21 protein-coding genes and 2 pseudogenes are annotated in these 24,822 nt (G+C 72.2%); 12 read left to right on the top strand and 11 right to left on the bottom strand.

The window, feature by feature from the left end; all coding sequences use genetic code 11:
* Positions 1–35 precede the first annotated feature (35 nt).
* Positions 36–437 (bottom strand): hypothetical protein, encoded by a 402-nt coding sequence (locus tag AB0I16_RS13050; RefSeq protein WP_363249403.1) that lies wholly within the window; start codon positions 435–437, stop codon positions 36–38.
* Positions 438–467: 30 nt separating this feature from the next.
* Complete coding sequence (locus tag AB0I16_RS13045; protein ID WP_363249402.1) at positions 468–1,724, bottom strand: CoA transferase; 1,257 nt, start codon at positions 1,722–1,724, stop codon at positions 468–470.
* Between the two features lie 106 nt (positions 1,725–1,830).
* Here AB0I16_RS13045 and AB0I16_RS13040 point away from each other — a divergent pair, with 106 nt between their 5' ends.
* Entirely contained in the window at positions 1,831–2,397 is a 567-nt protein-coding gene (locus AB0I16_RS13040; protein ID WP_363249401.1) for a GNAT family N-acetyltransferase, read from the top strand.
* On the opposite strand, the gene AB0I16_RS13035 is transcribed toward AB0I16_RS13040, so the two are convergent.
* Both AB0I16_RS13035 and AB0I16_RS13030 read right to left on the bottom strand, forming a co-directional pair.
* The gene (locus AB0I16_RS13035) at positions 2,391–3,332 is read right to left on the bottom strand and encodes a TauD/TfdA family dioxygenase (protein WP_363249400.1); all 942 of its coding nucleotides are present in this window, start codon (positions 3,330–3,332) and stop codon (positions 2,391–2,393) included. The two genes, AB0I16_RS13040 and AB0I16_RS13035, sit on opposite strands and share 7 nt — an antisense overlap.
* 189 nt (positions 3,333–3,521) lie before the next feature.
* Positions 3,522–4,394 (bottom strand): SAM-dependent methyltransferase, encoded by an 873-nt coding sequence (locus AB0I16_RS13030; protein WP_363249399.1) that lies wholly within the window; start codon positions 4,392–4,394, stop codon positions 3,522–3,524.
* 272 nt (positions 4,395–4,666) lie between these two features.
* On the opposite strand from AB0I16_RS13030, the gene lpdA reads away from it, so the two are divergent.
* The 3 genes and pseudogenes from lpdA to AB0I16_RS13015 all read left to right on the top strand — a co-directional run bounded on the left by lpdA (position 4,667) and on the right by AB0I16_RS13015 (position 8,379).
* Positions 4,667–6,070, top strand: a complete 1,404-nt coding sequence (gene lpdA / locus AB0I16_RS13025; protein ID WP_363249398.1) for a dihydrolipoyl dehydrogenase — start codon at positions 4,667–4,669, stop codon at positions 6,068–6,070.
* A 130-nt stretch (positions 6,071–6,200) separates the two neighbouring features.
* Positions 6,201–6,953: pseudogene (locus tag AB0I16_RS13020) on the top strand (MMPL family transporter); the annotation flags it as partial.
* 64 nt (positions 6,954–7,017) lie between these two features.
* On the top strand, positions 7,018–8,379 hold the full coding sequence (locus AB0I16_RS13015) for an MMPL family transporter (protein WP_363249397.1): 1,362 nt from the start codon (positions 7,018–7,020) through the stop codon (positions 8,377–8,379).
* A 30-nt stretch (positions 8,380–8,409) separates the two neighbouring features.
* On the opposite strand, the gene AB0I16_RS13010 is transcribed toward AB0I16_RS13015, so the two are convergent.
* The gene (locus AB0I16_RS13010) at positions 8,410–9,624 is read right to left on the bottom strand and encodes an MFS transporter (RefSeq protein ID WP_363249396.1); all 1,215 of its coding nucleotides are present in this window, start codon (positions 9,622–9,624) and stop codon (positions 8,410–8,412) included.
* A 476-nt stretch (positions 9,625–10,100) separates the two neighbouring features.
* Between AB0I16_RS13010 and AB0I16_RS13005 the strand changes: the two genes are divergently transcribed.
* The gene (locus AB0I16_RS13005; RefSeq protein WP_363249395.1) at positions 10,101–11,627 is read left to right on the top strand and encodes a DHA2 family efflux MFS transporter permease subunit; all 1,527 of its coding nucleotides are present in this window, start codon (positions 10,101–10,103) and stop codon (positions 11,625–11,627) included.
* Between the two features lie 17 nt (positions 11,628–11,644).
* Here AB0I16_RS13005 and AB0I16_RS13000 read toward each other — a convergent pair.
* A pseudogene (locus AB0I16_RS13000) lies at positions 11,645–12,372 on the bottom strand (pectinesterase family protein); the annotation flags it as partial.
* Complete coding sequence (locus tag AB0I16_RS12995) at positions 12,291–13,259, bottom strand: LysR family transcriptional regulator (RefSeq protein WP_363249394.1); 969 nt, start codon at positions 13,257–13,259, stop codon at positions 12,291–12,293. The gene AB0I16_RS12995 and the pseudogene AB0I16_RS13000, both read right to left, overlap by 82 nt.
* Before the next feature lie 167 nt (positions 13,260–13,426).
* Between AB0I16_RS12995 and AB0I16_RS12990 the strand changes: the two genes are divergently transcribed.
* Both AB0I16_RS12990 and AB0I16_RS12985 read left to right on the top strand, forming a co-directional pair.
* On the top strand, positions 13,427–14,182 hold the full coding sequence (locus AB0I16_RS12990; RefSeq protein WP_363249393.1) for a sulfite exporter TauE/SafE family protein: 756 nt from the start codon (positions 13,427–13,429) through the stop codon (positions 14,180–14,182).
* A gap of 268 nt (positions 14,183–14,450) precedes the next feature.
* Positions 14,451–14,723 carry a hypothetical protein gene (locus AB0I16_RS12985; RefSeq protein ID WP_363249392.1) on the top strand — a complete coding sequence of 91 codons (273 nt, stop codon included), beginning with the start codon at positions 14,451–14,453 and terminating at the stop codon, positions 14,721–14,723.
* Positions 14,724–14,734: 11 nt separating this feature from the next.
* Here AB0I16_RS12985 and asnB read toward each other — a convergent pair whose 3' ends face one another.
* On the bottom strand, positions 14,735–16,576 hold the full coding sequence (asnB, locus tag AB0I16_RS12980) for an asparagine synthase (glutamine-hydrolyzing) (RefSeq protein WP_363249391.1): 1,842 nt from the start codon (positions 16,574–16,576) through the stop codon (positions 14,735–14,737).
* Positions 16,577–16,856: 280 nt separating this feature from the next.
* The gene (locus tag AB0I16_RS12975) at positions 16,857–17,462 is read right to left on the bottom strand and encodes a TetR family transcriptional regulator (protein WP_363249414.1); all 606 of its coding nucleotides are present in this window, start codon (positions 17,460–17,462) and stop codon (positions 16,857–16,859) included.
* A gap of 461 nt (positions 17,463–17,923) precedes the next feature.
* On the opposite strand from AB0I16_RS12975, the gene AB0I16_RS12970 reads away from it, so the two are divergent.
* From AB0I16_RS12970 to AB0I16_RS12955, 4 genes are all read left to right on the top strand, one after another.
* Positions 17,924–18,811 carry a Gfo/Idh/MocA family oxidoreductase gene (locus AB0I16_RS12970; protein ID WP_363249390.1) on the top strand — a complete coding sequence of 296 codons (888 nt, stop codon included), beginning with the start codon at positions 17,924–17,926 and terminating at the stop codon, positions 18,809–18,811.
* Positions 18,812–19,274: 463 nt separating this feature from the next.
* Positions 19,275–20,093, top strand: coding sequence for a helix-turn-helix domain-containing protein (locus tag AB0I16_RS12965; protein WP_363249389.1), 819 nt, complete (start codon positions 19,275–19,277; stop codon positions 20,091–20,093).
* 111 nt (positions 20,094–20,204) lie between these two features.
* A complete protein-coding gene (locus tag AB0I16_RS12960; protein WP_363249388.1) occupies positions 20,205–21,245 on the top strand; it encodes a PhlD in 1,041 nt (346 codons plus the stop codon).
* 63 nt (positions 21,246–21,308) lie between these two features.
* A complete protein-coding gene (locus tag AB0I16_RS12955; protein ID WP_363249387.1) occupies positions 21,309–22,097 on the top strand; it encodes a GNAT family N-acetyltransferase in 789 nt (262 codons plus the stop codon).
* An 11-nt stretch (positions 22,098–22,108) separates the two neighbouring features.
* Here the strand turns inward: AB0I16_RS12955 and AB0I16_RS12950 are convergent, their stop codons facing one another.
* Positions 22,109–23,335, bottom strand: coding sequence for an acyl-CoA dehydrogenase family protein (locus AB0I16_RS12950; RefSeq protein ID WP_363249386.1), 1,227 nt, complete (start codon positions 23,333–23,335; stop codon positions 22,109–22,111).
* Between the two features lie 164 nt (positions 23,336–23,499).
* Here AB0I16_RS12950 and AB0I16_RS12945 point away from each other — a divergent pair, with 164 nt between their 5' ends.
* Positions 23,500–24,144 carry a TetR family transcriptional regulator gene (locus tag AB0I16_RS12945; RefSeq protein ID WP_363249385.1) on the top strand — a complete coding sequence of 215 codons (645 nt, stop codon included), beginning with the start codon at positions 23,500–23,502 and terminating at the stop codon, positions 24,142–24,144.
* A gap of 22 nt (positions 24,145–24,166) precedes the next feature.
* Here the strand turns inward: AB0I16_RS12945 and def are convergent, their stop codons facing one another.
* Complete coding sequence (def, locus tag AB0I16_RS12940) at positions 24,167–24,709, bottom strand: peptide deformylase (protein ID WP_363249384.1); 543 nt, start codon at positions 24,707–24,709, stop codon at positions 24,167–24,169.
* Positions 24,710–24,822 lie beyond the last annotated feature (113 nt).

Below are 24,822 nucleotides of genomic sequence, written 5' to 3'. Positions count from 1 at the left end.
CCCGGTGCCCTCGGGCACCGGGGGCCGTGGTGTGCTCACCTCGCCCGCGGCGCCGCCGTCTCGTCGAGCCTCTCCAGGACGCGGGTGCGCAGCAGTTCGTACTCCTCGCGGAGCCGGCCTATCCGGGGCGGCCTGGCGACGACCGTCCCCTCGGTCACCACCTCCTCGGGCGCGAACTGCTCCCGGGTGAGGTCGATCTCGTACTCCCCGCCGATCCTGTTCCACCAGTGGAAGTCCGTCCGCCGGCCGTCGACGTGGACCTCGCCCCGCAGCAGGTCACCGCCCAGCAGGTCGTTCAGGACCAGCGCCGTGACGCCGCACTGGTCCCTGGCCGGGTTGTCGGCGCTCCACTGCGACCGGCACTCCGGTGTCATGGTGTCGGGGCCCCAACTGTCGCGGACGGCCGCCTGGATGTCGGTGAGAAGCAGAGGGTTCATGGGCCCCACCATGGCACCCGCCACTGACAATCACCCGTCCCCGCGGCCCGGCGGGGGCTCCGCGAGGCGTACGACCCCGCGCTCGGCCGCCTCGTCGACGAACTCCGCGTCGAACCCCGCCGCCGCGAGGACGTCCCGCGTGTCCGCCCCCGCGCCCCGCACCTCGGGCCGCACCCGCGCCGGGGTGCGGGAGAGCGAGACGGGCGGGGCGAGCCCGCGGTAGCCGTCGCTCTCGACGACCAGGCCGCGGTGGCGCGTCTGGGGGGCCGTCAGCGCCTCGGCGACGTCGTGCACGGGTGAGGCCGGGATGCCGCGCGCGGTGAGCAGCGCGGTGAGTCCGGCGCGGTCGTGCCCGGCGATGGCCTCCTCCAGGGCCGCGCGAAGCTCTCCCTGATGGCGCACCCGGTCCGCGTTGGTGCGAAAGCGCGGGTCCTCCACCAGGCCGGGCAGGGCGAGGACATCGGCGAGCGCGCGGAACTGCCGGTCGTTGCCGACCGCGATGAAGACCGGCCCGTCGGCGGCGGCGAAGGAGTCGTAGGGGGCGATGGAGGGGTGCGCGGAGCCGGTGCGGCGCGGCACGGTGCCGTCGGCGAGGTACGAGGCCGAGTGCGGGTGGAGGAGGCTGACCGCGGTGTCGAGGAGGGTGCAGTCGACGAGCTGGCCGAGGCCCGAGCGGTGCCGTTCGTGCAGGGCGAGCAGGATGCCGGAGAAGGCGAGGACACCGGTGACCTGGTCGACGACGGGTACGCCCACGCGCAGCGGCGGCCCGTCGTGCTCGCCGTTGACGCTCATGAGGCCGCCGTAGGCCTGGAGCACCGCGTCGTAGCCGGGCTGACCGCCGAGCGGTCCCCCGGTGCCGAAGCCGGTGATCCGGCAGTGGATGAGGGCGGGGTGGCGGTGGCGCAGGTCCTCGTCGGCGTAACCCCACTTGGCGAGGGTGCCCGCCTTGAAGTTCTCGACGAGGACGTCGGCGTCGCGCAGCAGGGCGTCGAGGATGTCGCGTCCCTCGGGCGCGGACAGGTCGACGACGATGTTCTTCTTGGCGCGGTTGAGGTTGCGGTAGTACGCGGAGGTGTCGGGCGCGACGAACGGCGGGCCCCAGCCCCGGGTCTCGTCGCCGGCCGGGGGCTCGACCTTGATGACGTCGGCGCCGTGGTCGGCGAGCAGCTGCGCGCAGTAGGGGCCGGCGAGGACCCGGGACAGGTCGAGCACCCTGAGCCCGGCCAGGGCACCGCCGGGCTCGGTGGCCGCGGTGTTCGCCGCGGACGGTGTCGGCGGGTTCGGCATCGGCAGGACCTCGGCAGACTCGGCTCGTGGCGCATGGCCCGGGATGCCGCCGAGGCTATGGACCCCATGATCGCCGGGTCAAGACCGGCCGGGACACAATGCGCGCATGCCCACTTCGCCCTCCGGCCGCCCCGTGCGGCCCGCCATGATCCGTACGGCCCGCCTCGACCTCGTACCGCTGCGGGTCGAGCACGCCGACGCCCTGTCCCGTGTCCTCGACGATCCGGCGCTGCACACGTTCATCGGCGGCGCCCCGGAAGACGCCGACGCGCTCCGCGCCCGCTACCGGCGCATGCTCGCGGGCTCCCCGGACCCCGGGGTCTCCTGGTGCAACTGGGTCATCGCCCTCCGCGAGGAGGACGGCGCCCCGTTGGCCGGCACCGTGCAGGCCACGGTCGGCCCCGGCGCTCCCGGACCCGTCGCGGAGATCGCCTGGGTGGTCGGGACCGCCTGGCAGCGGCGCGGGATCGCGACGGAGGCGGCCCGTGGCCTGGTGGACTGGCTGGCGGAACAGGGCGTGCGCACGGTGGTCGCGCACGTCCATCCGGACCACGGGGCGTCGGCGGCCGTCGCGGCGGCGGCCGGCCTCGCCGCCACGGACACGGTCCAGGACGGCGAGATCCGCTGGCAGTCGCCCTCGGACGGGACCCGGCGCCGGGCGCGGGATCAGTAGGGGCGGTCGCCCGTGATCGCGACGCGCTCCGCGACCCGGCGGTGCGGGGCGTAGTCGTCGACCGCGTAGTGCTGGGTCGCGCGGTTGTCCCAGAACGCCACGTCGCCCGCCCGCCAGTGGAAGCGCACCTGGTACTCCGGCACGTGGGCCTGGCGCACGAGGAGGCTCAGGAGCCGGTCGCTCTCCTCGCGGTCCATGCCCACGATGTGCGTGGTGAAGGAGGTGTTGACGAAGAGCGTCCGCCGCCCGGTCTCCGGGTGGGTGCGCACCACGGGGTGGGTGACGGGCGGGAACCGGTCCTGGTGCGGCACGAGCTTGTCGGGGCCGTAGAAGCGGGCGAAGCCGGGGATGAAGTCGTGCACGGCCAGCGCCCCTTCGATGCGCTCCTTGACGTCGTCGGGGAGGTTGTCGTAAGCGGCGGCCATGTCGGCCCACATGGTGTCCCCGCCGTGGGGCGGCACCTCGCGGAGCTGGAGGACCGCGCCGAGGGCCGGGCGTTCGCGGAAGGTGACGTCCGCGTGCCAGACGTTCTCGTACGTGGGGGTGGCGCTGCCGCCCTTGTCGAAGCGGACGACGTCGTCGGCGGAGCCGCGGGCGAGCAGCGGGTTGGTCTCCAGGTCGCCCCAGTTGCGGGCGAAGGCGCGCTGCTGCTCGGAGGTGATGCCGGCGCCGCGGAAGAACAGCACCTTCCATTCGAGCAGAGCGCGGTTCAGCTCCTCGCGCAGGGCGAGCGTGAGGGGCCGCGCGAGGTCGACGCCGCGGATCTCGGCGCCGATGAGGCGCCCCTGCGGGACGAGGTCGAACAGGTCGTAGGGCCGCTCCTGGCCGCCTTCGGGGAGGCGGTTCAGGGTGCGGCGGCCCTCGTACATGCCGTCGGCGGGGACGCGGGCCTCGCGCAGGACGGGGGTGTACGGGGCGCGGTCGGTGACAGCCATGGCGGGATGATCCTTCGGGTGAGGGGGAACGGGCGGCTGTGCGGAGGGGACTCCGGGGACAGCTAGCGGCCCGATCGCTCGCACCCGCGCCGCCACGGGACGCCGAACGTCCGGTCGGCGGCGGTCAGGTGCTGGATCATGGTCGTCATTGTGGGGCGCGCCGCGCACCGGGTCAACAGGGCCGTGGCGTCAGCCGTCCCGCCGCGCGGGCCGCAGCACTCCCCCGTACTCGTAGATGCCCTTGTTCGCCTCGGTGGCGCCGAGGTACGGCACGAGGTCCGGGTCGACGGGGGCCAGCGGCGGCTGTCCGGCGTCGGGGCGCCAGTCGACGAGGTTCACCAGGCCGGGCTCGACCGGGTCGAGTCCTTCGAGGAGGGCGTCCACCTCGGCGGGGGTGCGCGTCTGCCACGGGACGCCGCCGCCGGAGATGTGGGCGGTCATCGCGGCGCCCCTCGCGGGGTCGTCGGCGACCACCTGGGAGAAGCCGAGGAGGCTGCCGGGCGCGGCGCGGTCGATGAGGGTGCGCAGGACGTGCCGGGGCCCGTCGGCGTCGACGAGGTGGTGGCCCACGGAGAGGAAGAGGACGGCGACCGGCTCGTCGAAGTCGATGAGCCGCACCACGTCGGGGTGGCCGAGGATCTCCTTCTGGTCCCGCATGTCGCCCTGGATCACGGTGGTCGACGCGTCGTCGGCGAGCAGCGCGCGGCCGTGCGCGAGGACGATCGGGTCGATGTCCACGTAGACGACGCGGGCGTCGGGGGCGAAGCGCTGGGCGACCTGGTGGACGTTGTCGTCGGTGGGCAGGCCGCAGCCCATGTCGATGAACTGCCGGATGCCGGCCTCGCGGGTCAGGTAGCGCACCACACGGAAGAGGAACTCACGGTTCTGCCGGGCGATGTCGACGCACTCGGGGAACGAGGGCAGGGTGGAGAGCAGGAAGTCCCGGTCCACCTCGTAGTTGTCCTTGCCGCCGAGCATCCAGCCGTAGGCGCGTGCCGAGGTCGGGATGTCGTAGGGGATGGACGACGGGTCCACCGTTCCGGGCCGGTTGTCGCTGTCCACTGCGCGCTCTCCACCTCTCCCGTGGGCCTCACGGGACGTGATCCGTGACGGTGACACTATCCGGTGGTCCACGTTCGGGTGAACCGAGTGGGAGAAGTCAACGGGGTTGGCGGAGCGGTCGGTTGAGGCACGCGCGGCACAGCGCACCGGCGGGTAACTTCTCCGGCCGGCAGTGGCGTGCGCCACCCGCGCGCCGCGCGGGCCCCCGCATGGCGCATGATCGTGGCACAGAGCCACCCGTCATCCCTGTACCACCCAGAGAGGACCTCCCCATGGAAGACCGCTTCGACGTCGTCGTGCTCGGAGCAGGACCCGGCGGCTACGTGGCCGCCATCCGCGCCGCCCAGCTGGGCAAGCGGGTAGCCGTCGTCGAGGAGAAGTACTGGGGCGGTGTCTGCCTCAACGTCGGCTGCATCCCGACGAAGGCGCTGCTGCGCAACGCCGAGCTGGCCCACCTCTTCACGCACGAGCAGAAGACGTACGGCATCAAGGTCGAAGGGCAGGTCTCCTTCGACTACGGCGAGGCGTACAGCCGCAGCCGCACGGTCGCGGACGGCCGCGTCAAGGGCGTCCACTTCCTGATGAAGAAGAACGGCATCACGGAGTTCGACGGCCGGGGCACGTTCCTGGACGCGAACACGCTCCAGGTCGCGAAGTCCGACGGCACCACCGCCACCATCGGCTTCGAGAACTGCGTCATCGCCACCGGCGCCACGCCCCGCCTGCTGCCCGGCACCAGCCGCAGCGAGCGCGTCGTGACGTACGAGGAGCAGATCCTCGCCGACTCCCTGCCGCGCTCCATCGTGATCGCGGGCGCGGGCGCGATCGGCATCGAGTTCGCCTACGTCCTGCACAACTACGGCGTGAAGGTCACGATCGTCGAGTTCCTCGACCGCGTCGCGCCCCTGGAGGACGCGGACGTCTCCAAGGAGCTGGCCAAGCAGTACCGCAAGCTCGGCATCGACGTCATGACCTCCACCCGCGTGGAGTCCATCGACGAGTCGGGCGAGCAGGTCCGGGTGACCGTCACGGGCAAGGACGGCAAGGAGCAGGTCCTTGAGGCCGACAAGGTCCTCCAGGCCATCGGTTTCGCGCCGAACGTCTCGGGCTACGGCCTGGAGGCGACGGGCGTGGCGCTCACCGAGCGCGGCGCGATCGACGTCGACGGCCGCTGCCGCACGAACGTCCCGCACATCTACGCCATCGGCGACGTGACCGCCAAGCTGATGCTGGCGCACACCGCGGAGGCCATGGGCGTCATCGCCGCGGAGACCCTCGCGGACGCCGAGACGATGGAACTCGACTACGTGATGATCCCGCGCGCCACCTACTCCCAGCCGCAGATCGCCAGCTTCGGCTGGACGGAGGCGCAGGCCAAGGAGAAGGGCTTCGACGTCAAGGTCGCCAAGTTCCCCTTCCAGGCGAACGGCAAGGCGCACGGCCTCGGCGACACCGTCGGCTTCGTGAAGGTCATCAGCGACGCGAAGTACGGCGAGATCATCGGCGCCCACCTGATCGGCCCCGACGTCACCGAGCTGCTGCCCGAGCTGACCCTGGCCCAGCAGTGGGACCTGACCGTCCACGAGGTGGCCCGCAACGTCCACGCGCACCCGACCCTCGGCGAGGCCGTCAAGGAAGCGGTGCACGGCCTGGCCGGACACATGATCAACTTCTGAGGCGGCGCCGGACGCCCCGCCGTGACGCGAGTGACCGAAAGTGGGTGGCTCGACTGGCGGGGCGGCCCGGACCGGCCGATCCTTGTCGGGACACGACTGTGCGCCTCGGGGGCGAGGAGAGGCAGAGCCGATGTTTTCTGGTCTGGGCCGATTCGTGGTGCGCCGCCCGTGGTGGATCATCCTGGCGTGGGTGGTGGCGGCCGGCGCGGTGATCTCACTGGCACCGAAACTCACCTCCAGTTCCGACGAGGCGAGCTTCCTTCCCGAGCATTACGAGTCGATTCGCGCGGCCGACGTGCAGGAGAAGGAGTTCCCCGAGCAGCAGAACGTCGGCGCCGTCATCGTCTTCCAGCGCTCCGACGGCGGGAAGCTGACGGCCGCGGACTCCGCCGACGTGGAGCGCGTCTCCAAGGAGCTGCAGGCACGGAAGATCCCCGAGGTGCGGGCCGTCGTGCCGGGCGAGGTCTCGCCCAACAAGCTGGTGCGGACGTCGGTCGTCGCCATGCCGAAGATCACCGACCCCGAGGACACCGGGCAGCAGGACGCCGTGGAGAAGCTGCGCTCCGACCTCGGCCCCGAGCTGAAGGGCACCGGCCTGACGGCCGGGATCACCGGCTCCGCCGCCCAGGCGCTGGACGAGAGCGACGCCTCCCAGCGCGCGGGCATGCTCGTCGGGGTCGGCACGATCGTCATCATCATCGTGCTGCTGCTCGTCATCTTCCGCAGCCCCATCATCGCGCTGCTTCCGGTGGTCCTCATCGGCCTCATCTCCCCGATGGCCACCGGACTGATCGCCTCCGCCAACGAGGCCTTCGACATGAAGGCCGACTCCTCCATCCAGGAGCTGCTCACCGTCGTGCTCTTCGGCGTGGGCACGGACTACATCCTGTTCCTGCTCTTCCGCTACCGCGAGGCGCTGCGGGCGGGCGAGGACCCCAAAGGGCGCCATGGTGCACGCCGTCGAGCGGGTCGGGGAGGCCATCACGTCGGCGGCGGGCGCCGTCATCGTCGCCTTCGCCGCCCTCACGCTCTCCTCGCTCGGCATGCTCCGGTCCATGGGCCCCGCGCTCGCCATCGCGGTCTTCCTGACGCTGCTCGCCGGCCTCACGCTGGTGCCCGCCGTGGTCTCGCTGCTCGGCACGAAGGTGTTCTGGCCGTCGAATTCCTGGCGGCACGAGCCGCAGGGCACCGGATTCGCCCGGCTCGGCACGTCGATCGCCCGCAGGCCCGCGGTGTGGGCGGTGGTCTCGGCCCTGTTCATGGGCGCCCTGACCCTCGGCGCCCTCGGCTACCGGGCCAACTTCGACCTCGCCGGGTCCTCGCTGCCCGACGACAAGGAGTCGATGGTCGCGATGCGGGACCTGGAGAAGGGGTTCCCCGCCGGTTCCACCGACCCGACCTCCGTCTACCTCACCTCGACCTCCGAAAAGCCGGTGTCGCAGCAGCGGGCCGCCGCCTTCCGTGAGCGGCTCGCCGACGTGCCCGGCGTGGGCTCGGTCGCGGCTCCCCGCCTGAACCCAGGGCGCACGACGGCCTCGTACTCCGTGATCCTCTCGGACCCGCCCGCCTCCGACAAGGCGCTCGCCACGGTCAAGGACCGGCTGCGCCCCCTCGCACACGAGGAGGCCCCGGAGGGCTCGCGGGCGCTCGTCGGCGGCACGACCGCGATCTACGTCGACATCAACAAGGCGGTGGACCGCGACTACTCGGTCGTCTTCCCGGTGGCGGCGCTCGCCATCATGGTGATCCTGGGGCTGCTGCTGCGGAGCCTGGTGGCGCCCTGGTACCTGATGCTCTCCGTCGCCCTTGGCTTCGGCGCGACGCTCGGCGCCACCTCGCTGATCTTCCAGCAGATCGGCAGCCAGCCGGGGCTGATGTTCATGCTGCCGGTGATCATGTACTTGTTCGTGGTCGCGCTCGGCACGGACTACAACATCCTCATGGTGTCGCGCCTGCGCGAGGAGGCACGCGAGGGCCGCGGTCCGCGCGACGCCGCGGGTACGGCGGTGCGGCACTCGGGGCCGACGATCGGCTCGGCGGGCGTCATCCTCGCCGGTACGTTCGCGACGCTGATGCTCGCGGGCAACTCGACGCTCTCCCAGATGGGCTTCTCGCTCTCCTTCGGCATCGTGATCGCCGCGTTCGTCATGGCGATGGTCTTCACGCCCGCGCTGACGGCGCTCATCGGGCACGCGGCCTGGTGGCCGGGGCACGGGGACGAGAAGCGGAACGGGAGCGGCGCGGCCCCGCGGTCCGACGGTGCGCGGGAGGAGCCGCGGCGGGCGGACGGGGCGTCGCGACCGCGCTGACCGGGGCGCCCGGCGGGACGCCCGCCCGGCTCACCCCCGGGCGACCCCGGTGGCCGTCCCGCTGAGCGCCACGCACACCACGCCCACACCGACCGCGAGGCAGACCTTCGCCACCCCGAAGCCGGCCGCCGCCGCGGTGACGGCGGCGGCGCCCAGCGGGCCGAGCGAGTAGTGCGTCGTCCAGAAGGCCGCGGTGACCCGGCCGAGGAGGTGGCCGGGGGTCACCTCCTGGCGCAGGGACATCGAGCAGATGCCCGCGACGCCCGTGGCGAGCAGCATGCCCGCCGACAGGGCGCCGATGACCGGCACGCTCCCGGTGAGCCCCAGGCAGGCGACGGCGACACCGCCGAGAGCCGTGGCGCCGATCCAGGTCGCCCCGAACCCGAGGGCCCCGCGCACCCGCGTGACGGCGAAGGAGCCGAGGAAGGTGCCGACGGTCCCCGCGCTCAGCACGTAGCCCACGGTGTCGTCGCCGTGCCCGAGGTCCTCCTTGACGCGGTAGATGATGACGTCGGTCATGCCGTGGGTGAGGAAGATGAACACGGACAGGAGCACGGTCAGCGGGCGCAGCACGGGGTGGGCCCACAGGAAGCGGACGCCGGCCAGGAACTCCTGGCGCACCCCTCCCCGGCCCGGCTGCCCGGGTTCACCGGCCGGCGGCCGCAGTCTGACCAGGAGGAGCCCGGCGGCGGAGAGGGCGAAGGTCGCGGCGTCGATCCCGATGGCCGCCACGGGGCCGGCGGCGGCCGCGAGGAAACCCGCGAGGGTGGGGCCGCCGACCGTCGCCACGGCGTACGAGCCGAAGAGGTGGGCGTTGGCCCTGGTGATCTGGTCCGGTCGGACGATGGCGGGCACCACCGTCACGTACGTCACCTGGAACAGCATCGCGAAGCCGCCGGCGAGCGGAACGACCGTGTAGATCACCCACATCGGCGTCGCGAAGAGCCAGACCGCCGGAATCGTCGCGTAGAGCAGACAGCGCGCCACGTCCGCCGTCATGAGCAGTCCGCGCCGGTCGACGCGGTCGGCGACCACTCCGGCGAACAGCCCGGTGACGAGCGACGCGACGCCCGTCAGCCCGGTCACGAGCCCCATCTGGACGACCGAGCCCGTGCTGTGCAGTACGAGCAGCGGAATCGCCACGAAGGAGAAGGAGTCGCCGAGGGCGGAGAGGGTCTGGATGACCAGGAAGACGCGGTAGTCCCTGTTGGCCCAGAGGGAATCCGGGCGCGCGGGGTCGGTCACCGGCGGAGACTCCCTGTCCTGTCGGGGGCGTCGACGTCGTACGCGGTCTCCCGCGTCGGCGGTGGACCGAGAAGGCACGCTAGTGGCGGACCGGCGGCCGGTCCAGGCGTTTTTCTCCGCGCGCGGCGGGCCTCCCCATTTGCTTTCCCGGGGAAAGTGTGAACCCACACCAGAGGGCTCGAATTCTTTGCTCACACTTCCGCCGAGAATGCAAATAATGCCCTGCGGCGCCTTTGCTCACACCTTCGAGGTGAATGTCAAACGCGATTCAGAACACCCTCCGTGCCACCGAACACCCCGGCGACCAGCCCTTATCGGGTGCTAAAGTATTCACTCGTCCCGAGCCCAGGCCGCATTCCCAGCGCCGCGCCGCTCGGATTGCATTGCGGTGCGACCGTCGCTCGAAGCGGTTCACCAAGACTTCCCTCTCCGGAATTCCGGAGAAATACGTCCACGCCTCGCCCTGGAGTTCTCCCATGTCTGCTGACAGCCCCGCTGTCACCGCCCCCGCACCGGCGGGCACCGCCGGCGCGCCACCGCGCCGGCACCTCGGCCTCGCCCTGTTCGTGATCGCCGCGGCCCAGCTGATGGTGGTCCTGGACGGCACGATCACCAACATCGCCCTGCCCAGCATCCAGACCGCCCTCGGCGTCTCCGACGCCAACCTGGCGTGGATCGTCAACTCGTACGCCCTGGCCTTCGGCGGACTGCTGCTGCTCGGCGGGCGCGCGGGCGACCTCTTCGGACGGCGCCGGATGTTCCAGGTGGGCATCGCCCTGTTCACCCTGGCGTCCCTGCTCGGCGGGCTCGCCCCGAACGAGGGCCTGCTCATCGGCGCGCGCATCCTCCAAGGAGTCGGCGCGGCCGTCGCCGCGCCCAGCGCCCTGTCCCTGATCGCCACGACCTTCCCCGAGGGCAAGCCGCGCAACAAGGCCATGGGGGTCTACGCCGCCATGGCCGGCATCGGTGCCACCGTCGGGCTGCTGCTCGGCGGCATCCTGACCGACGCCCTCGACTGGCGGTGGGTGTTCTTCGTGAACATCCCCATCGGCCTGGCCGTCCTCGCGGGCACCAGGACCCTCGTCGAGGCCGAGCGCCACCAGGGCCGCCTCGACCTGCCCGGCACCATCACGGGCACCGGCGGTCTGATCGCCCTGGTCTACGGCATCACGCGGGGCGGCGAGCACGGCTGGACCGACACGCTCACCCTGACCTGCTTCGTCGTCGCCGCCGTGCTGCTCAGCGCCTTCCTGCTCATCCAGAGCCGCACCGGGCACCCGATGATGCCGCTGCGCCTCTTCAAGGACCGCAACCGCTCCGGCTCGTACGCCACGATGCTGTTCATCGGCGCCGGCATGATGGCGACCTTCTACTTCCTGACCCTCTACATGCAGCTGATCCTCGGCTACAGCGCGGTCAAGACCGGTTTCGCCAACCTGCCGTTCAGCCTCGGCATGGGCATCGCGGCCACCCTCAGCTCCAAGCTGATCACCCGCGTCGCTCCCCGGCTGATAGCCGGCCCCGGGCTGCTCGTGGCCGCGATCGGCATGTTCTGGTTCGCGACGCTGACGCCGGACTCCTCGTACGCCGGACACCTCATGCCGGCGATGTTCGTGACCGCGCTCGGCCTCGGCATGGGCTTCGTGCCCATGACCCTCGGCGCCGTCAGCGGTGTCGAGCACCAGGAGACGGGCATCGCCTCCGCGCTGCTCAACACCGCCCAGCAGATCGGCGGCGCGCTCGGCCTCGCCGTCCTGTCGACCATCGCGACCTCGGCGGCGAACGACAGGCTGCCCGACGCCGCCGCCTCGTTCTACCGCGGCGTCGCCACCAAGGACCAGGGCCTGGTGGCCGACGCCGCCGACGCCCTGACCCACGGCTACACGCTGGCGTTCGTCGCCGCGGGCGTCATGTTCCTCGCGGGCCTCGTGGTCACCGCGCTCGCCGTCAACGCCAGAGCCCAGGAGGCGGCCGACGGCGTGGCCCCCGTCCACCTGGGCTGAGTCACGTACGCGTCGGGTCAGCCGGCGGGCTTCCAGCCGCCGAGCCAGTCCGCGGTCTCCTGGTCCGCGGCCTGGGCGTCGCTCAGGTGCGGGCGGTCGGTGCCCGGGCCGCCCGCGCCCGGTCCCTTGTTCGCGTACTCGGCGAAGCGGTCGTCCTTCCAGGAGAAGCCGCCCATATCCGTCCAGGGGGTCTTCCTGATCGCGGCGCCGAGGGTGGTGCCGCGGACGGTGGTCTGCGGGTCGAGGCTCGCGTCACCGCCCGCGTGCCAGGGGCGGCCGAGGTAGAAGCTCCCGGCGGACACGTCGCCGTCGACTGACCGTCGAGCTGCTGGTGCGCGGCCTCGTCGAAGTCGTTGGAGACGGAGAGGTCGCGGGCCGTGAAGTCGTCGGCCTCCACGGCGACGGTCGCGCTGCCGCTGGTGCCGTAGGTGCCGCCGCCCGGCTTGGTCGTCCCGGAGGCGTGGCCCTCGACGATGAGCGTGTCCCTGCGGCTGCCGCCCGTCCTCACCATCGTGATGTGCGGCTTGTTCGACGGAACCTCGACCGTCTCGCGGTAGGTGCCGGGCGCGATCCGGATGACGACGGGCGCGGTGTTGCCCGCGGGGACGGCGTCGACGGCCTTCTGGACGCTGCGGTACTGCCCGCTGCCGTCCTTCGCCACCGTCAGGGTGGTGGCCCGTACCGCCTGTGTGCCGTTCGTCGTCCCGATGTCCTTCCGCGGCCCGGCGCCGGACCTGAGGATGGAACCCGGCCCGGCGTGGCGCAGTGCTCGGCCACGGTGTCGGCGAAGGCGCGGGCCAGCGGGGTGAGCGCGTCCCAGCGGCGCACCGCCCAGCCCACCGTCAGCGGGGGCAGCCCCGGCACGGGGATCATGCGCACGTCCCCGGCGGCCTCGCCGGGCAGTGCGGGCACCACGGCATGGCCGAGGCCCAGCTCCGCGAGGAGGACGGCGGTGTCCCAGTCGGCGACGCTCGTGACCTCGGGCAGTTCCACGCCCGCCTCCGCGAGCCGCCGGTCGAGCTGGGCGCGCGAGGTCGAGTGGGCCGGTGGCGTGATGAGCTGCGCGGTGGCCAGCTCGCCGAGCTCGACGCACGGCCGGTCGGCGAGCGGATCGCCGGGGCGCACGGCGAGGACCCACGGCAGCGCCACGACGGGCCGCTGCTCGATGCCGCGCACGTGCTCGCCGAGGGTGATCCAGGCCAGGTCGAGGTCGTCGGCGGCGAGCGCGTCGAAGCAGCCGCTGCTCGAACTCATGGTCTGGAACTCCAGGCCGGCCCGCGGATGGCGCTCCCTGAATCCGACGACGGCCTCGGTCATGAAGTGCCGCACGCTGGTGGCCCCGGTGGTCACCCGCACGGTGCCGCCGTCCCCGCTCGCCTGCTCCCGCAGGCGGCGCACGGCGAGGTCGATGCCGCCGATCCCGTCGGAGGCCGCCGCCGCGAGGAGGCGGCCCGCGGACGTCGGCACGACACCACGGGCGTGCCGCTCCAGGAGGCCGACGCCGCACTCCTTCTCCAGACGTTTGACGTGCTGGCTCACGGCCGACTGCGTACAGGCGAGGTCACGGGCGACGGCGCTGAGGCTGCCCGCGCGGCACACGGCCACGAAGACGCGGAGATCGTCGAGGGTCACGAGGGATGAAGTTATCCCTTGGGTCACCGCAAGCAAACCCGAGGATTGACTTGGGTTTTGGCCGTGCCGGAAGATCGGCACAGGTCCGGGCGGCGACCCGGCGACGGGCGTCGACCCGGGGCCCGGGCCCCGGAGAACCGGACTTGGGCCGGGCGGAAGGGTGTTCTGTGGAAGCGCTCGAAATGGTGGCGGTCGGAGCCGCCGGGATCGCGGCCGGCGGGATCAACGCGGTGGTCGGCTCCGGCACCCTGATCACGTTCCCGACCCTGCTGGCCTTCGGCTGTCCGCCGGTGCTGGCCAACGTGTCGAACAACCTGGGCCTCGTGCCGGGCACACTCAGCGCCGCGTACGGCTACCGGCGCGAGATGAAGGGGCAGGCCCGGCGTCTCGTGCGGTTCGGCGCGGCCTCCCTCATCGGGGGCCTGATCGGCGCGCTGCTCCTGCTCCGGCTGCCCGCCGACGCCTTCCAGGCGGTGGTCCCCGTACTGATCCTGACCGCCTGCGTCCTGGTGGTGCTCCAGCCGTGGCTGAACCGGCGGCTGAAGGAGCGGGGCAGCAACGGCAGGCAGGACGGCGGCGTCCCGATGTGGTGCGGCGTCCTCGCCACCGGCGTCTACGGCGGCTACTTCGGGGCGGCCCAGGGCGTGCTGCTCATGGGCCTCTTCGGCGCGTTCATCCTGGACGACCTGCAGCGTCTGAACGCCGCCAAGAACGTCCTCGCCTCCCTCGTGAACAGTGTCGCCGCCGTCGTCTTCATCCTCGTGGCGGACATCGACTGGACGATCGCCGGGATCATCGCCGCGGGGTCCACGGTCGGCGGGCTCGTCGGCGCCCGCTACGGCCGCCGCCTGCCGCCGGTCGCGATGCGCGGCTTCATCGTCGTCGTGGGCGTCACGGCGTCGGTGACCATGCTCGTGCGTTAGGCGGCACGTCCGGCCCGGCACCCTGATCGGGCCGCGCACCAGGACACTCTCCGGATGGTTTATCATTGAACATGAAGAGGCCCCGACCGAGATTCCCCCGTCCGGTCGGGGCCACTTCTCCTTTCCGGCGCCGCCTCTCGCCGCCGCGCCGCAGCGGAGCAGCACCGGTCGGCCTCCCCCTGTCCCGGCCTTCCGCGGTTTTCACGCCTTCGGGGACGGATGTGCCGACCCCGCCGCGCCCCACGGGCCCGAGCGGCATCATGCGCGCATGAACGGTGCCAAGCCTGTGCAGGTCTTGTTCACGCCCGAGGAGTACGCCACGGTCCTGCGGCGCGCGGACGGGCTCGGGGTGCCGGTCGCCGAGTACATACGCCGCGCGGTGACCGTCCCCGCCGAGGGGCGGCCGGTCCCCTGCCGGGCGGCGGACGCCCGGCGCGGGGCGTCCGTGCCGCCGGTCGAGCGGGGGCTCGGGGCCGACGGGACGCCGGCACTCCGGCGGTTCCTCGACACGCTCGCGGCGGCCGCCGAGCCCGGCGAGTGAACCCCGCGGGATCAGGAGAGCGCCAGGTCCGGCCGGTAGAGGTCGAGCCAGAGCGCGAGATCCAGGGTGCTCTCCAGGTCGCGCCGCGAGGCCTGGGTGATCTGCGGCGCCTCCCGCGCTGCGGCGCGGGCCGCCCGCTCCCTGTCCACCAGGTCGAAGACCGGATGTCCGGGCGTGGCGAGGAGATCCTTGACGTGCCCTTGCAGGGCGACGCCGTACGCGGGGTCCTGCGTCGAGGGATAGGGGCTCTTGACCCGGTCGTACACGGACCGGGGCAGCACGTCCGCGGTCGCCTCGCGCAGCAGGCTCTTCTCCCTGCCGTCGAACGACTTCAGCGCCCAGGGCGTGTTGTAGACGTACTCGACGAGCCGGTGGTCGCAGAACGGCACCCGCACCTCAAGCCCGACGGCCATGCTGGCGCGGTCCTTGCGGTCGAGCAGGATGCGCACGAAGCGGGTCAGGTGCAGATGGCAGATCTCGCGCATGCGGTACTCGAAGTCGCTCTCTCCGTCGAGCCGCCGGATGCCGTCGACGGCCGTCGCGTAGCTGTCCTTGACGTACGCGGGCAGATCGAGCGCGGCGGTCAGGTCGCGGCGCAGCACACCGGACTCGTCCCCGAAGTGGTCGGCGAACCGCACCAGCCAGGGGAAGGTGTCGCCCGTGCGCGCGCTCTCGTCGAAGAACTGCAGATAGCCGCCGAAGACCTCGTCCGCGGACTCCCCGGAGAGCGCGACCGTGGAGTGCTCGCGGATGGCGCGGAAGAGGAGGTAGAGGGAGGCGTCCATGTCGCCGAAGCCCGTCGGGATGTCGCGTGCGCGGATCATCTCGGCGCGCACGTCGGGGTCGGCGAGGGCGTGGGAGTCGAGGACGATGTCGCGGTGCTCGGTGCCCGCCGCCGCCGCGACGTCGTGCACGTACGGGGTGTCGGGGGTGCTCCGCAGCGCGTCGGCGACGAAGTTGTCGGTCTGCCCGGCGAAGTCGACGGCGAAGCTGCGCACCGTCTCGCCCTTCTCGGCGAGCTGCCGCGCGGCGAGCATCGTCATCGCCGAGGAGTCGAGACCGCCGGAGAGCAGGGTGCAGCGCGGCACGTCCGAGACGAGCTGGCGGCGCACGATGTCCTCCAGGAGCTCACGCACCCTGGCGACGGACGCCTCGCGGCCGTCGGGGTGGGGCCGGGTCTCCAGCTCCCAGTAGACGTGCCGGCGCAGCCCCGAGCGGTCGACCGTGACGACGGTGCCGGGCTCGACCTCGCGCATGCCGTCCCACACCGCGTGCCCCGGCGTCTTGACCATGGCGAACAGCTCGCGCAGCCCGTCGACGCCGACCCGGCGGCGGGCCAGCGGGTTGGCGAGGATCGCCTTGGGCTCGGAGCCGAAGAGGACGCCGTCCGGCGTCTCGTAGCAGTAGAAGGGCTTGATGCCCATGCGGTCGCGGACCATGACCAGCTTGTCGTGCCGGGCGTCCCAGACGGCGAAGGCGTACATGCCGTTGAGCCGCTCGGCGAGGGCCTCGCCCCATTCCAGGTAGCCGCGCAGCACGACCTCGGTGTCGGACTCCGTGGTGAAGCGGTGCCCGCGGCCGGTCAGTTCGCGCCGCAGCTCGGTGTAGTTGTAGGTCTCGCCCGAGTAGACGAGGGCGACGGTGCCGGCCGGCGTCTCGGCGGTCATGGGCTGGCGGCCACCCGGCAGATCGATGATCGCGAGCCGGCGGTGCCCGAGGGCCGCGGGCCCGCCGGCCCAGGTGCCCCGGTCGTCGGGACCGCGGCAGGACATCGTCTCCGTCATGGCGTCCAGGGTGCTCGACGCGGCCGTCAGGTCCCGTTCGAAGGAGACCCAGCCGGTGATGCCACACATGCGCTTCCTCCCGCGTTGCCGAACTAGATGTAATTAACACCTATGCGGTGAGCGTGCGCCGCCCCTGGCGTCCCGTCAACACCGCACGACCGCGGGCCCCGGGGTCACCGCCATGATTCCGGCCGCCCTCAGCCGGACCCGGAGACCGGGCGGGACCCGGCTCCGGCCGCCCACCCCGCGGGTTCGCCGGCCGTACCTTCGCGGAAGAATGCATTCCGGCCATGGGCAAAGACTTGTCAACGATGCGCGGCACGGCCTGCCTGTCCGACCCCCGAACCGGTCACCCGGGGGTCAGAAGGGCCTGCACGCCGGGCGCGTAGCGGTCGGTGATGTCGGCGATGGCCGCTTCGCGCAGGCGGGGGCCGCGGGCGACGCCGTACATCACGCCCAGACCGATCAGCATGCCCACGGCCAGCTCGGCCCGGAGCCCCGCGTCCGCCCCCGTGAGGCGTTCGCCGAGCCGCTCGACCACCTGGGCGCGGAAGTCGGCGCGCAGGACGTCGCCCCGCTCCCCGTGCAGCGGGGCGAAGACGATGCGCAGGAGGGGGTCGGTCCCGCGCTCGGCCTGGCCGGTCAGCAGGTGGCGGACCATGTGGCGGCCGAGTTCCGCGAGCGGTGCGTCGAGGAGGGCCGGGGCGTCCGCCTCGAAGGACATGACGTGCGAGAACAGGGCGTCCTTGTTGCCGAAGTACTTCAGGACCAGCGGGGCGCTGACCCCGGCCCGTTCGGCCACCGCCTTGAGGGTGATGTCCCCGTGCGCGTGCCGCGCGAGCAGATGCCTGGCGGCGCGGATGATGGCGGCCTTGGACGCCTCGGCGCCCCTGCGGCCACTTGTGCCCGTCCCCGCCGGTCCGTCCGCCGATGTGGCGGCGTCCCTCGTCCCCACCGTCACGCTCACGTTCCTTCCAAGGGCCGTCTCGCGGGCGGGCCCGCCGCTCGCGCCGGGCGCCCGCGCCTCTTCGCGAGCCGCCTCCGAGGGTATGGCCAAGGCTCCGGCGCACGCGACGGGCCCGGCCGTGACGGCCGCGCCGCGCACGCTCCGGCCGAGGGTCCGCGACGGCCGCACCCGGCGCCGAACCCGCCGCGCGAGCGCGCGCTCCTCGCGCGCCGCGGTGAATCCGAATTCACCGGGCGAGTGAATGGCAATTCACCGGTGGGTTCCGCGGCATGGGAAGGTGGCATGTGCCCCGTGTGCATGCCGCCGGAGCGCCGCCGCGCCGGCCCGGCGTCACCCGCCCCGCTCCGGCGGCCCGAACCGTACGCACGTGGCCGGCATCGGCTCCCGTCCGGAAGCTTCGTGGGCGGCCGGAGAGCTGTGTTCGAACGGCTTCGGTCATACTGCGGCGCATGAACCGACTCCGCATCGGCCTGGTCGGCACCGGCCCCTGGGCCACCGCCACACACGCCCCCGCTCTGGCCAAGCACCCCGACATCGACTTCAGCGGCGTATGGGGCCGCAGGCCCGAGGCGGCGGCCACGCTCGCCGCCGCCCACGGCACCTCCGCGTACGAGGACGCCGACGCGCTGTTCGCGGCCAGTGACGCCGTGGCGTTCGCGGTACCGCCGGACGTACAGGCCCCGCTCGCCGCGCGGGCCGCCGCCGCGGGCTGCCATCTGCTCCTCGACAAGCCGGTGGCCACGACGCCCGAGGCCGGGCGCCGGCTCGCGCAGGCGGCCGAGCGCGCGGGAGTGGCCTCCGTGGTCTTCTTCACGCTGCGCTTCGACGACGTGACCTCGGCCTGGCTCGACGAGCAGCGCGCCACGGACGGCTGGTACACGGGTCGCGCCGACTGGTACGGCTCCTTCTACACGCCCGAGGGGAACACCCTGTTCCCCTCTCCCTGGCGGGAGAGCAGGGGCGGCCTGTGGGACGTGGGTCCGCACGCGCTGTCGATGCTGATGCCGGTCCTCGGCGACGTGAGCGAGGTGACGGCGGCCCGGGGCCCCGGTGACACGGTCCACCTGATCCTGCGGCACACGAGCGGCGCGTCCAGCACGGCGGCGCTCAGCCTGACGGCGCCGGAGAAGGGCGCGGGCCTGACCGTGGAGCTGCGCGGTGAGAACGGCGTCTTCGTCATGCCGTCGTGGGAGCGCTCCGACAAGGCCATCGGCAACGCGATCGACGCACTGCTCTCGGCCGTGCGGACCGGTACGCCCGACCCGCGCGACGTCCGGTTCGGACTGCGCGTCACGGAGATCCTGGCGCGGGCCGAGGAGCGGATCGCCACCGCCTGAGACGACAGGCATCCCTTCCGCCCGGGACGAGAGAACGGGAACAGCCGCGGGCGGTCGGTACCGTGGCCGCTACGTAATGGCGAGTGACGGCACCGACCGCAGCCGGCGGACCCATGGAGCCGGTACGGGAAGAAGTACTGTGCGGTTCCCCGCTTGCCCTGTTTCCACTCACATGGAGCGGAATACGAACAACCGTTCCGCACACTTCCCGGATCGACCCGGAAGGCCCCGGGGGTACCCGGCGCCGGGGAATTTCAGCCATTCTCTGGCTCCCCGGACAAGACACCCCACAGTTGTGCATGCGCACGCGCCGACGATCGAAGGTGCAGGTCGGCGAGGTCGCGCCCACCATGATGCCGCAGCGTCTGATCGTTTTCTTCGGGCAATGTTTACTCCCAAAGAAGTTGCGAATATTTAGACTGCTGATGCTCCAACTCGGCGTGTACAAGAGGGATTACCCACCATGAACAAGACGGCGCTCCGCGCACTGCTCCGCGAACGACGCGCCCTCATTGCCCCCGAATCGCACGGCTTCTCCCGGCCCAGCGGTCAGGGCCGGCGCGCGCCCGGACTTTCCCAGCACCAGGTCGACCAGTTGCTGCACCGCACCTTCGGCACGTACCACCGTCTCGAATCCGGCAACTACCCCAACGCGCCCACCACCCTCCTCCGTGACGTGGCGCGCCTCTTCGGCCTGAACGAGCAGGAGTGGGTCTCCCTCAACCGCTACGCACTGCTCCAGGACCCGCCGGGACCGCTGCACCTCTCCTCCGGCAAGGAGGTCCCCGGGGTGTGGCAGGAAGCGGTCGACGGGATATCCCACATGGCCTACGTGACCGACGCCTCCTGGGACATGCTCGCCCACAACAAGCCGCTGGCCGCGATGTTCCCCGACGGAAACGTTCCCGCGAACGTGATGCGCTGGATGGTCCTGGACCCCGACGGCCGCCGCGCCCTGATGGACTGGCACTCCTCGTGGGCGCCCATGGTGCTGCCCCAGCTCCGGGCCGCGCTCGCCTCCAGGCCCGACGACGACACCCTCTGCCAGATCGAGAAGGAGGTGCTCGCCGACCCCGAGACCTCGGCCCTCTACCGCACGGGCGTCTCCCATCCCCACCCCGACGGCGACGAGCGCCCCCTGCTCCACCCCGACCTGGGCCCCGGCTGGGTCACCATGTGCACGGCCCAGCCCATGACGGCGCCCGGCGCCCGTCTCATGATCCTCGTGTTCCATCCCGGAGAGTTCCGCTCGCACCGGCGTGCGCCCATGCTGCGGGCCTGAGCACGCCCCGTCCCTGCCGGGAATCCTTGCTCACGTGGGAAGACGCGTTCGTGACGGTGAAGTACGTTGTGCCGCACCCGAACGTCCTTACGGCCCCATGGGAGTCGCCCCGTGCCCGCTCACGTCTCCAGACCGCAGACCGTCGTCGGGGATCACAAGGTCACCACCGCGGAGATAGCCGACGACATCCGCGCCCACCACGCGGGCCACCCCCGGCTCCGGGCGATCCTCCGCGTCATCGAGAACTGCGGCGTGCACACCCGGAACTTCACCCGCCCCCTCAACGCCCCCACCGTCTCGGGCACGGCCGACATCGGCGAACGCGCCCGTGCCGCCTTCGCGGACGCCCTCGACATGTCCGAACGCGCCGCCTCGGCAGCTCTCCGGACCGCCGGTCTCGCGGCGCACGACATCGACGCGATCGTCACCACGCACAGCACGGGCTGGTCCGTCCCCAACCTCGACGTCCACCTCATCGCCCGGCTCGGTCTGCGCCCCACGGTCCGCCGCGTCGCCCTGACCACGCTGGCCTGCCCCGGCGGCACCCACTGCCTGATGCGGGCCGCCGACATGGTCGCCGCCCGGCCCGGCAGCAAGGTCCTCGTGGTCGCCGCCGAGGTCATCTCCAGCGTCTACCACCACTCCGACACGGGCATCGAGTCGATGATCTACAAGGCGCTGTTCGGGGACTCCGCCGCCGCCGCGGTCGTCAGCGGCAGCCCGCTCGGCCCGGGGCTCGCGATCGAGGACTCCTTCGAGTACGTGCTGCCGGACAGCGTGGACCGGCAGCGGGGCCGGATCTCCCCCGACGGGTTCCACTTCGACTCGACCAAGAAGGCCCTGACGGCCGCCGACGACGTACTGCCCGCGCTCACCGAGTGGGTCGGCCCGGAGCAGGTGGACTTCGCCGCCATCCACCCGGGCAGTCTGCGGATCATCTCCGACACCGCCGCCGCGCTCGGCCTCGACGACCACGCGGCGCGGCACTCCACGGACACCCTGGCCGACGAGGGCAACCTCGGCGGGGTCAGCATCCTCCGCGTCATCGAGCGCACGCACGCGGCGCCCCCCGCCGCCGACGCGCGCGGCGTCGTCGTGGCCTTCGGCCCCGGTTTCTCCGCCGCGGCGCTCCGCTGCCACTGGCACGCCTGAGCCGACGTCCCGGCGGCCGAAAACCGTTTGCCGCGCGACGGCTCCCCTGCTGAAGTGCCCCTCATGGACCACGCAGCGGTACTCGCCGCCTACGACCGGCAGATCAGGCGCGACGCGCGGAGCGAGAGCCCGGGGGCGCGGGTCGAGCGGGGCGGTGGCGTCGTCCGGCAGACCGGCTCCGAGCAGGACTGGAACGGCGTCCTGTGGTCGGACGTGGACGCGACGACCGCCGACGCGGTGATCGCGGAGCAGGTGCGCCACTTCACCGCGGCGGGCCGCGAGTTCGAGTGGAAGCTGCACTCCTACGACCGCCCCGACGACCTCGCCCGGCGTCTCCTCGCGGCCGGATTCGTGGCCGAGCCCACGGAGACCGTGATGGCCGCAGAGGCCGACGGCCTGCCCGCCGGTCCCGAACTGCCCGCCGGCGTACGACTGGTGGAGGTGACGGACGAGGCGGGCGCCCGGCTGATGTCGCAGGCGCACCTCGCGGCGTTCGGCCCCGCCGACGCGGCCCTGAGCGAGCGGCTCGGCCGACGGGTCCTCGCCCGGCTCGCCGAGACCCCCGACGACATCGTCGCCGTGGTCGCCCTGGCCGGCGACCGGCCGGTCTGCGGCGCCCGCGTCGAGTTCCGCCCCGGCACCGACTTCGCGGGCCTCTGGGGCGGCGGCACCGCCCCGGAGTGGCGCGGCCGGGGCATCTACCGCGCGACGGTGGCTCACCGCGCCCGCATCGCGGCCGAGCGCGGCTACCGCTACCTCCAGGTCGACGCCTCCGACGACAGCCGCCCGATCCTCGACCGCCTCGGCTTCACCACCCTGTGCACGACGACCCCGTACGTCCACCGGCCCTGAGGGCCCCGGGTCTAGCGGATGGGCATCCCCGACAGCGTGCGGGCGATGACCAGGCGCTGGATCTCGCTCGTGCCCTCGAAGATGGTGTAGATCGCGGCGTCGCGGTGCATGCGCTCCACCGGGTACTCGCGCGTGAAGCCGTTGCCGCCGAGGATCTGCACGGCCTGTGCGGTGACCTTCTTGGCGACCTCGCTCGCGTACAGCTTGGACATGGAGCCCTCGGCCGACTCGAACTTCTTGCCGGTGCTCGCCATCCAGGAGGCGCGCCACACGAGCAGGCGGGCCGCGTCGATCTGCGTGCGCATGTCGGCGAGCTGGAAGGCGACGCCCTGGTTGTCGATGATCGGGCGGCCGAACTGGGTGCGTGTCCTTGCGTACTCCAGGGCCTCCTCGTACGCGGCGCGCGCCGTGCCCACCGCCATGGCGCCGACGGCGGGGCGGGACGCCTCGAAGGTGGCCATCGCGGCGTTCTTGACGCGTTCGCCGCCGCTCCTGGCGCGCTCACGCGCGCGTGCCAGGCGCTCGTCCAGCTTGTCCTTGCCGCCGAGCAGGCAGTGGCCGGGAATCCGCACGTCCTCAAGGACGACCTCGGCGGTGTGCGAGGCGCGGATGCCGTGCTTCTTGAACTTCTGGCCCTGCGAGAGGCCGGGGGTGGCGGGCGGGACGACGAAGGAGGCGTGGCCCTTCGAGCCCAGGTCGGGGTCGACGACCGCGACGACGACGTGGACGTTGGCTATGCCGCCGTTGGTCGCCCAGGTCTTGGTGCCGTTGAGGACCCACTCGTCCTTGGCCTCGTCGTAGACGGCGCGGGTGCGCATGGCGGCCACGTCCGATCCGGCGTCGGGCTCGGAGGAGCAGAAGGCGGCGACCTTGACGTCGTTCACGTCGCCGTACATCTGGGGTATCCAGGTGCCGATCTGCTCCTCGGTGCCGTTGGCGAGCACGCCGACGGCGGCGAGACCGGTGCCCATGATGGACAGGCCGATGCCGGCGTCACCCCAGAAGATCTCCTCGGTGGCCATCGGGATGCCGAGTCCCGTGGGGTCGAAGAACTGCTGGGCGTAGAAATCCAGCGAATAGATCCCGAGCTTCGCCGCTTCCTGGATGATGGGCCAGGGAGTCTCCTCGCGCTCGTCCCATTCGGCGGCCGCGGGGCGGATCACCTCGGCGGCGAATCCGTGGAGCCAGTCCCGGACCTCCTTCTGTTCGTCGTTGAGCTCCATGGTGAACTCGGCCATGACCCCTCCAGGACCTGCGATCAACTGCCACGTTACTTGCGGTAACGGAAGTGTGTTACCGGCCAGTAGCCGATGTCAACCACCGACAGCCCGTTCGATGCGCAGGGCGCTCGGAGTGTTACGTTGCGCGTGCGTCACCGAATCAGCACGGGCGGGGAGAAACCATGGAGACCACTCAGCGGACCGACCAGCAGCGGTCCGCCGAGCGCCGTCGGCGCGAGCTGCTCGAAGCCGCGGACCGGGTGGTGCTGCGCGACGGACCGGGCGCCTCGATGAACGCCATCGCGGCGGAGGCCGGCATCACCAAGCCGATCCTCTACCGCCACTTCGGCGACAAGGGCGGCCTCTACGCCGCGCTCGCCAAGCGGCACACGGACGCGCTGCTCGAAGCCCTGCGCGCCGCGCTCGACGCCCCGGCCGAACGCAGGGAGCGCGTCGAGGCGACCCTCGACACCTACCTCGCGGCGATCGAGGCGCGCCCCCAGGTCTACCGCTTCCTGATGCACCCCTCGGAGGCACCCTCCCCCGGCGACCAGGGCTTCGACGTCGGCGTGCACTCCGCGCCCCTGCTGCGCCGCCTCGGCGAGGAGCTGGCCGAGGTCATCGAGGAGCGCGTCGACCTCGGCCCGGAGAGCGCGCAGCTCGCCCGCGTCTGGGGGCACGGCATCGTCGGCATGATGCACGCCGCGGGCGACTGGTGGCTCGGCGAACGCCCCTGCCCACGCGCCCAGTTGGTGCGCAGCCTGGCCGATCTGCTCTGGGGCCGGCTGGCCGCGGCGGGCAACCGCGTGGGCGGCCCCGGATTCTGAGAGCCCGTGTCGACGCGGGGCGTCAGGCCGTGTTCCAGGACGCCCGCGCGGCGGCCCGCAGCACCCTGCGGCGGCGCCAGCCGGTGACGCGGTCGGTGTAGACCGAGCCCTCCAGGTGGTCGCACTCGTGCTGGAGGCAGCGCGCGAACCAGCCCGTCCCGTGCACCTCGACCGGCTCACCGCGCAGGTCGACCCCCTCGACCACCGCGTGGTCGAAGCGCGGCGTGCCCGCTTCGAGGCCCGGCAGCGAGAGACAGCCCTCGGGGCCGCGCACCGTCTCGCCGTCGGCCTCGACGAGACGGGGGTTGACCACGTGCCCGAGGTGACGGATGTCATCGTCGTCCGGGCAGTCGTACACGAACACGCGCTTTCCGACGCCGATCTGGTTCGCCGCCAGGCCCACCCCCTGGGCCACGTACATCGTCGCGAACATGTCCTCGACCAGACGCGCGAGGCCGGGCCCGAAGTCGGTGACCTCCTCGCAGGCCGCGTGGAGCACGGGGTCACCGAGCAGGGTCAGAGGTCGTACGCGCCCCGAGGCGCCCGGGATCGAGCCGTGTCGCATGGCGGCAAGAGTACGGTCCATGGGGACGAGCGGCACCGAGGTGGTGCCGCGGTGCAGGCTTGTCGGTGGATCTCGATAGGCTGAGCAGAGAAACGATGCCGGGCAGGCGCGGC

The sequence above is a fragment of the Streptomyces sp. NPDC050703 genome (genome assembly GCF_040654435.1).
GTDB lineage: Bacteria > Actinomycetota > Actinomycetes > Streptomycetales > Streptomycetaceae > Streptomyces.
The sequence above is the reverse complement of the archived record's forward strand: the minus strand, read 5'-3'. Positions and strand labels throughout refer to the sequence as shown.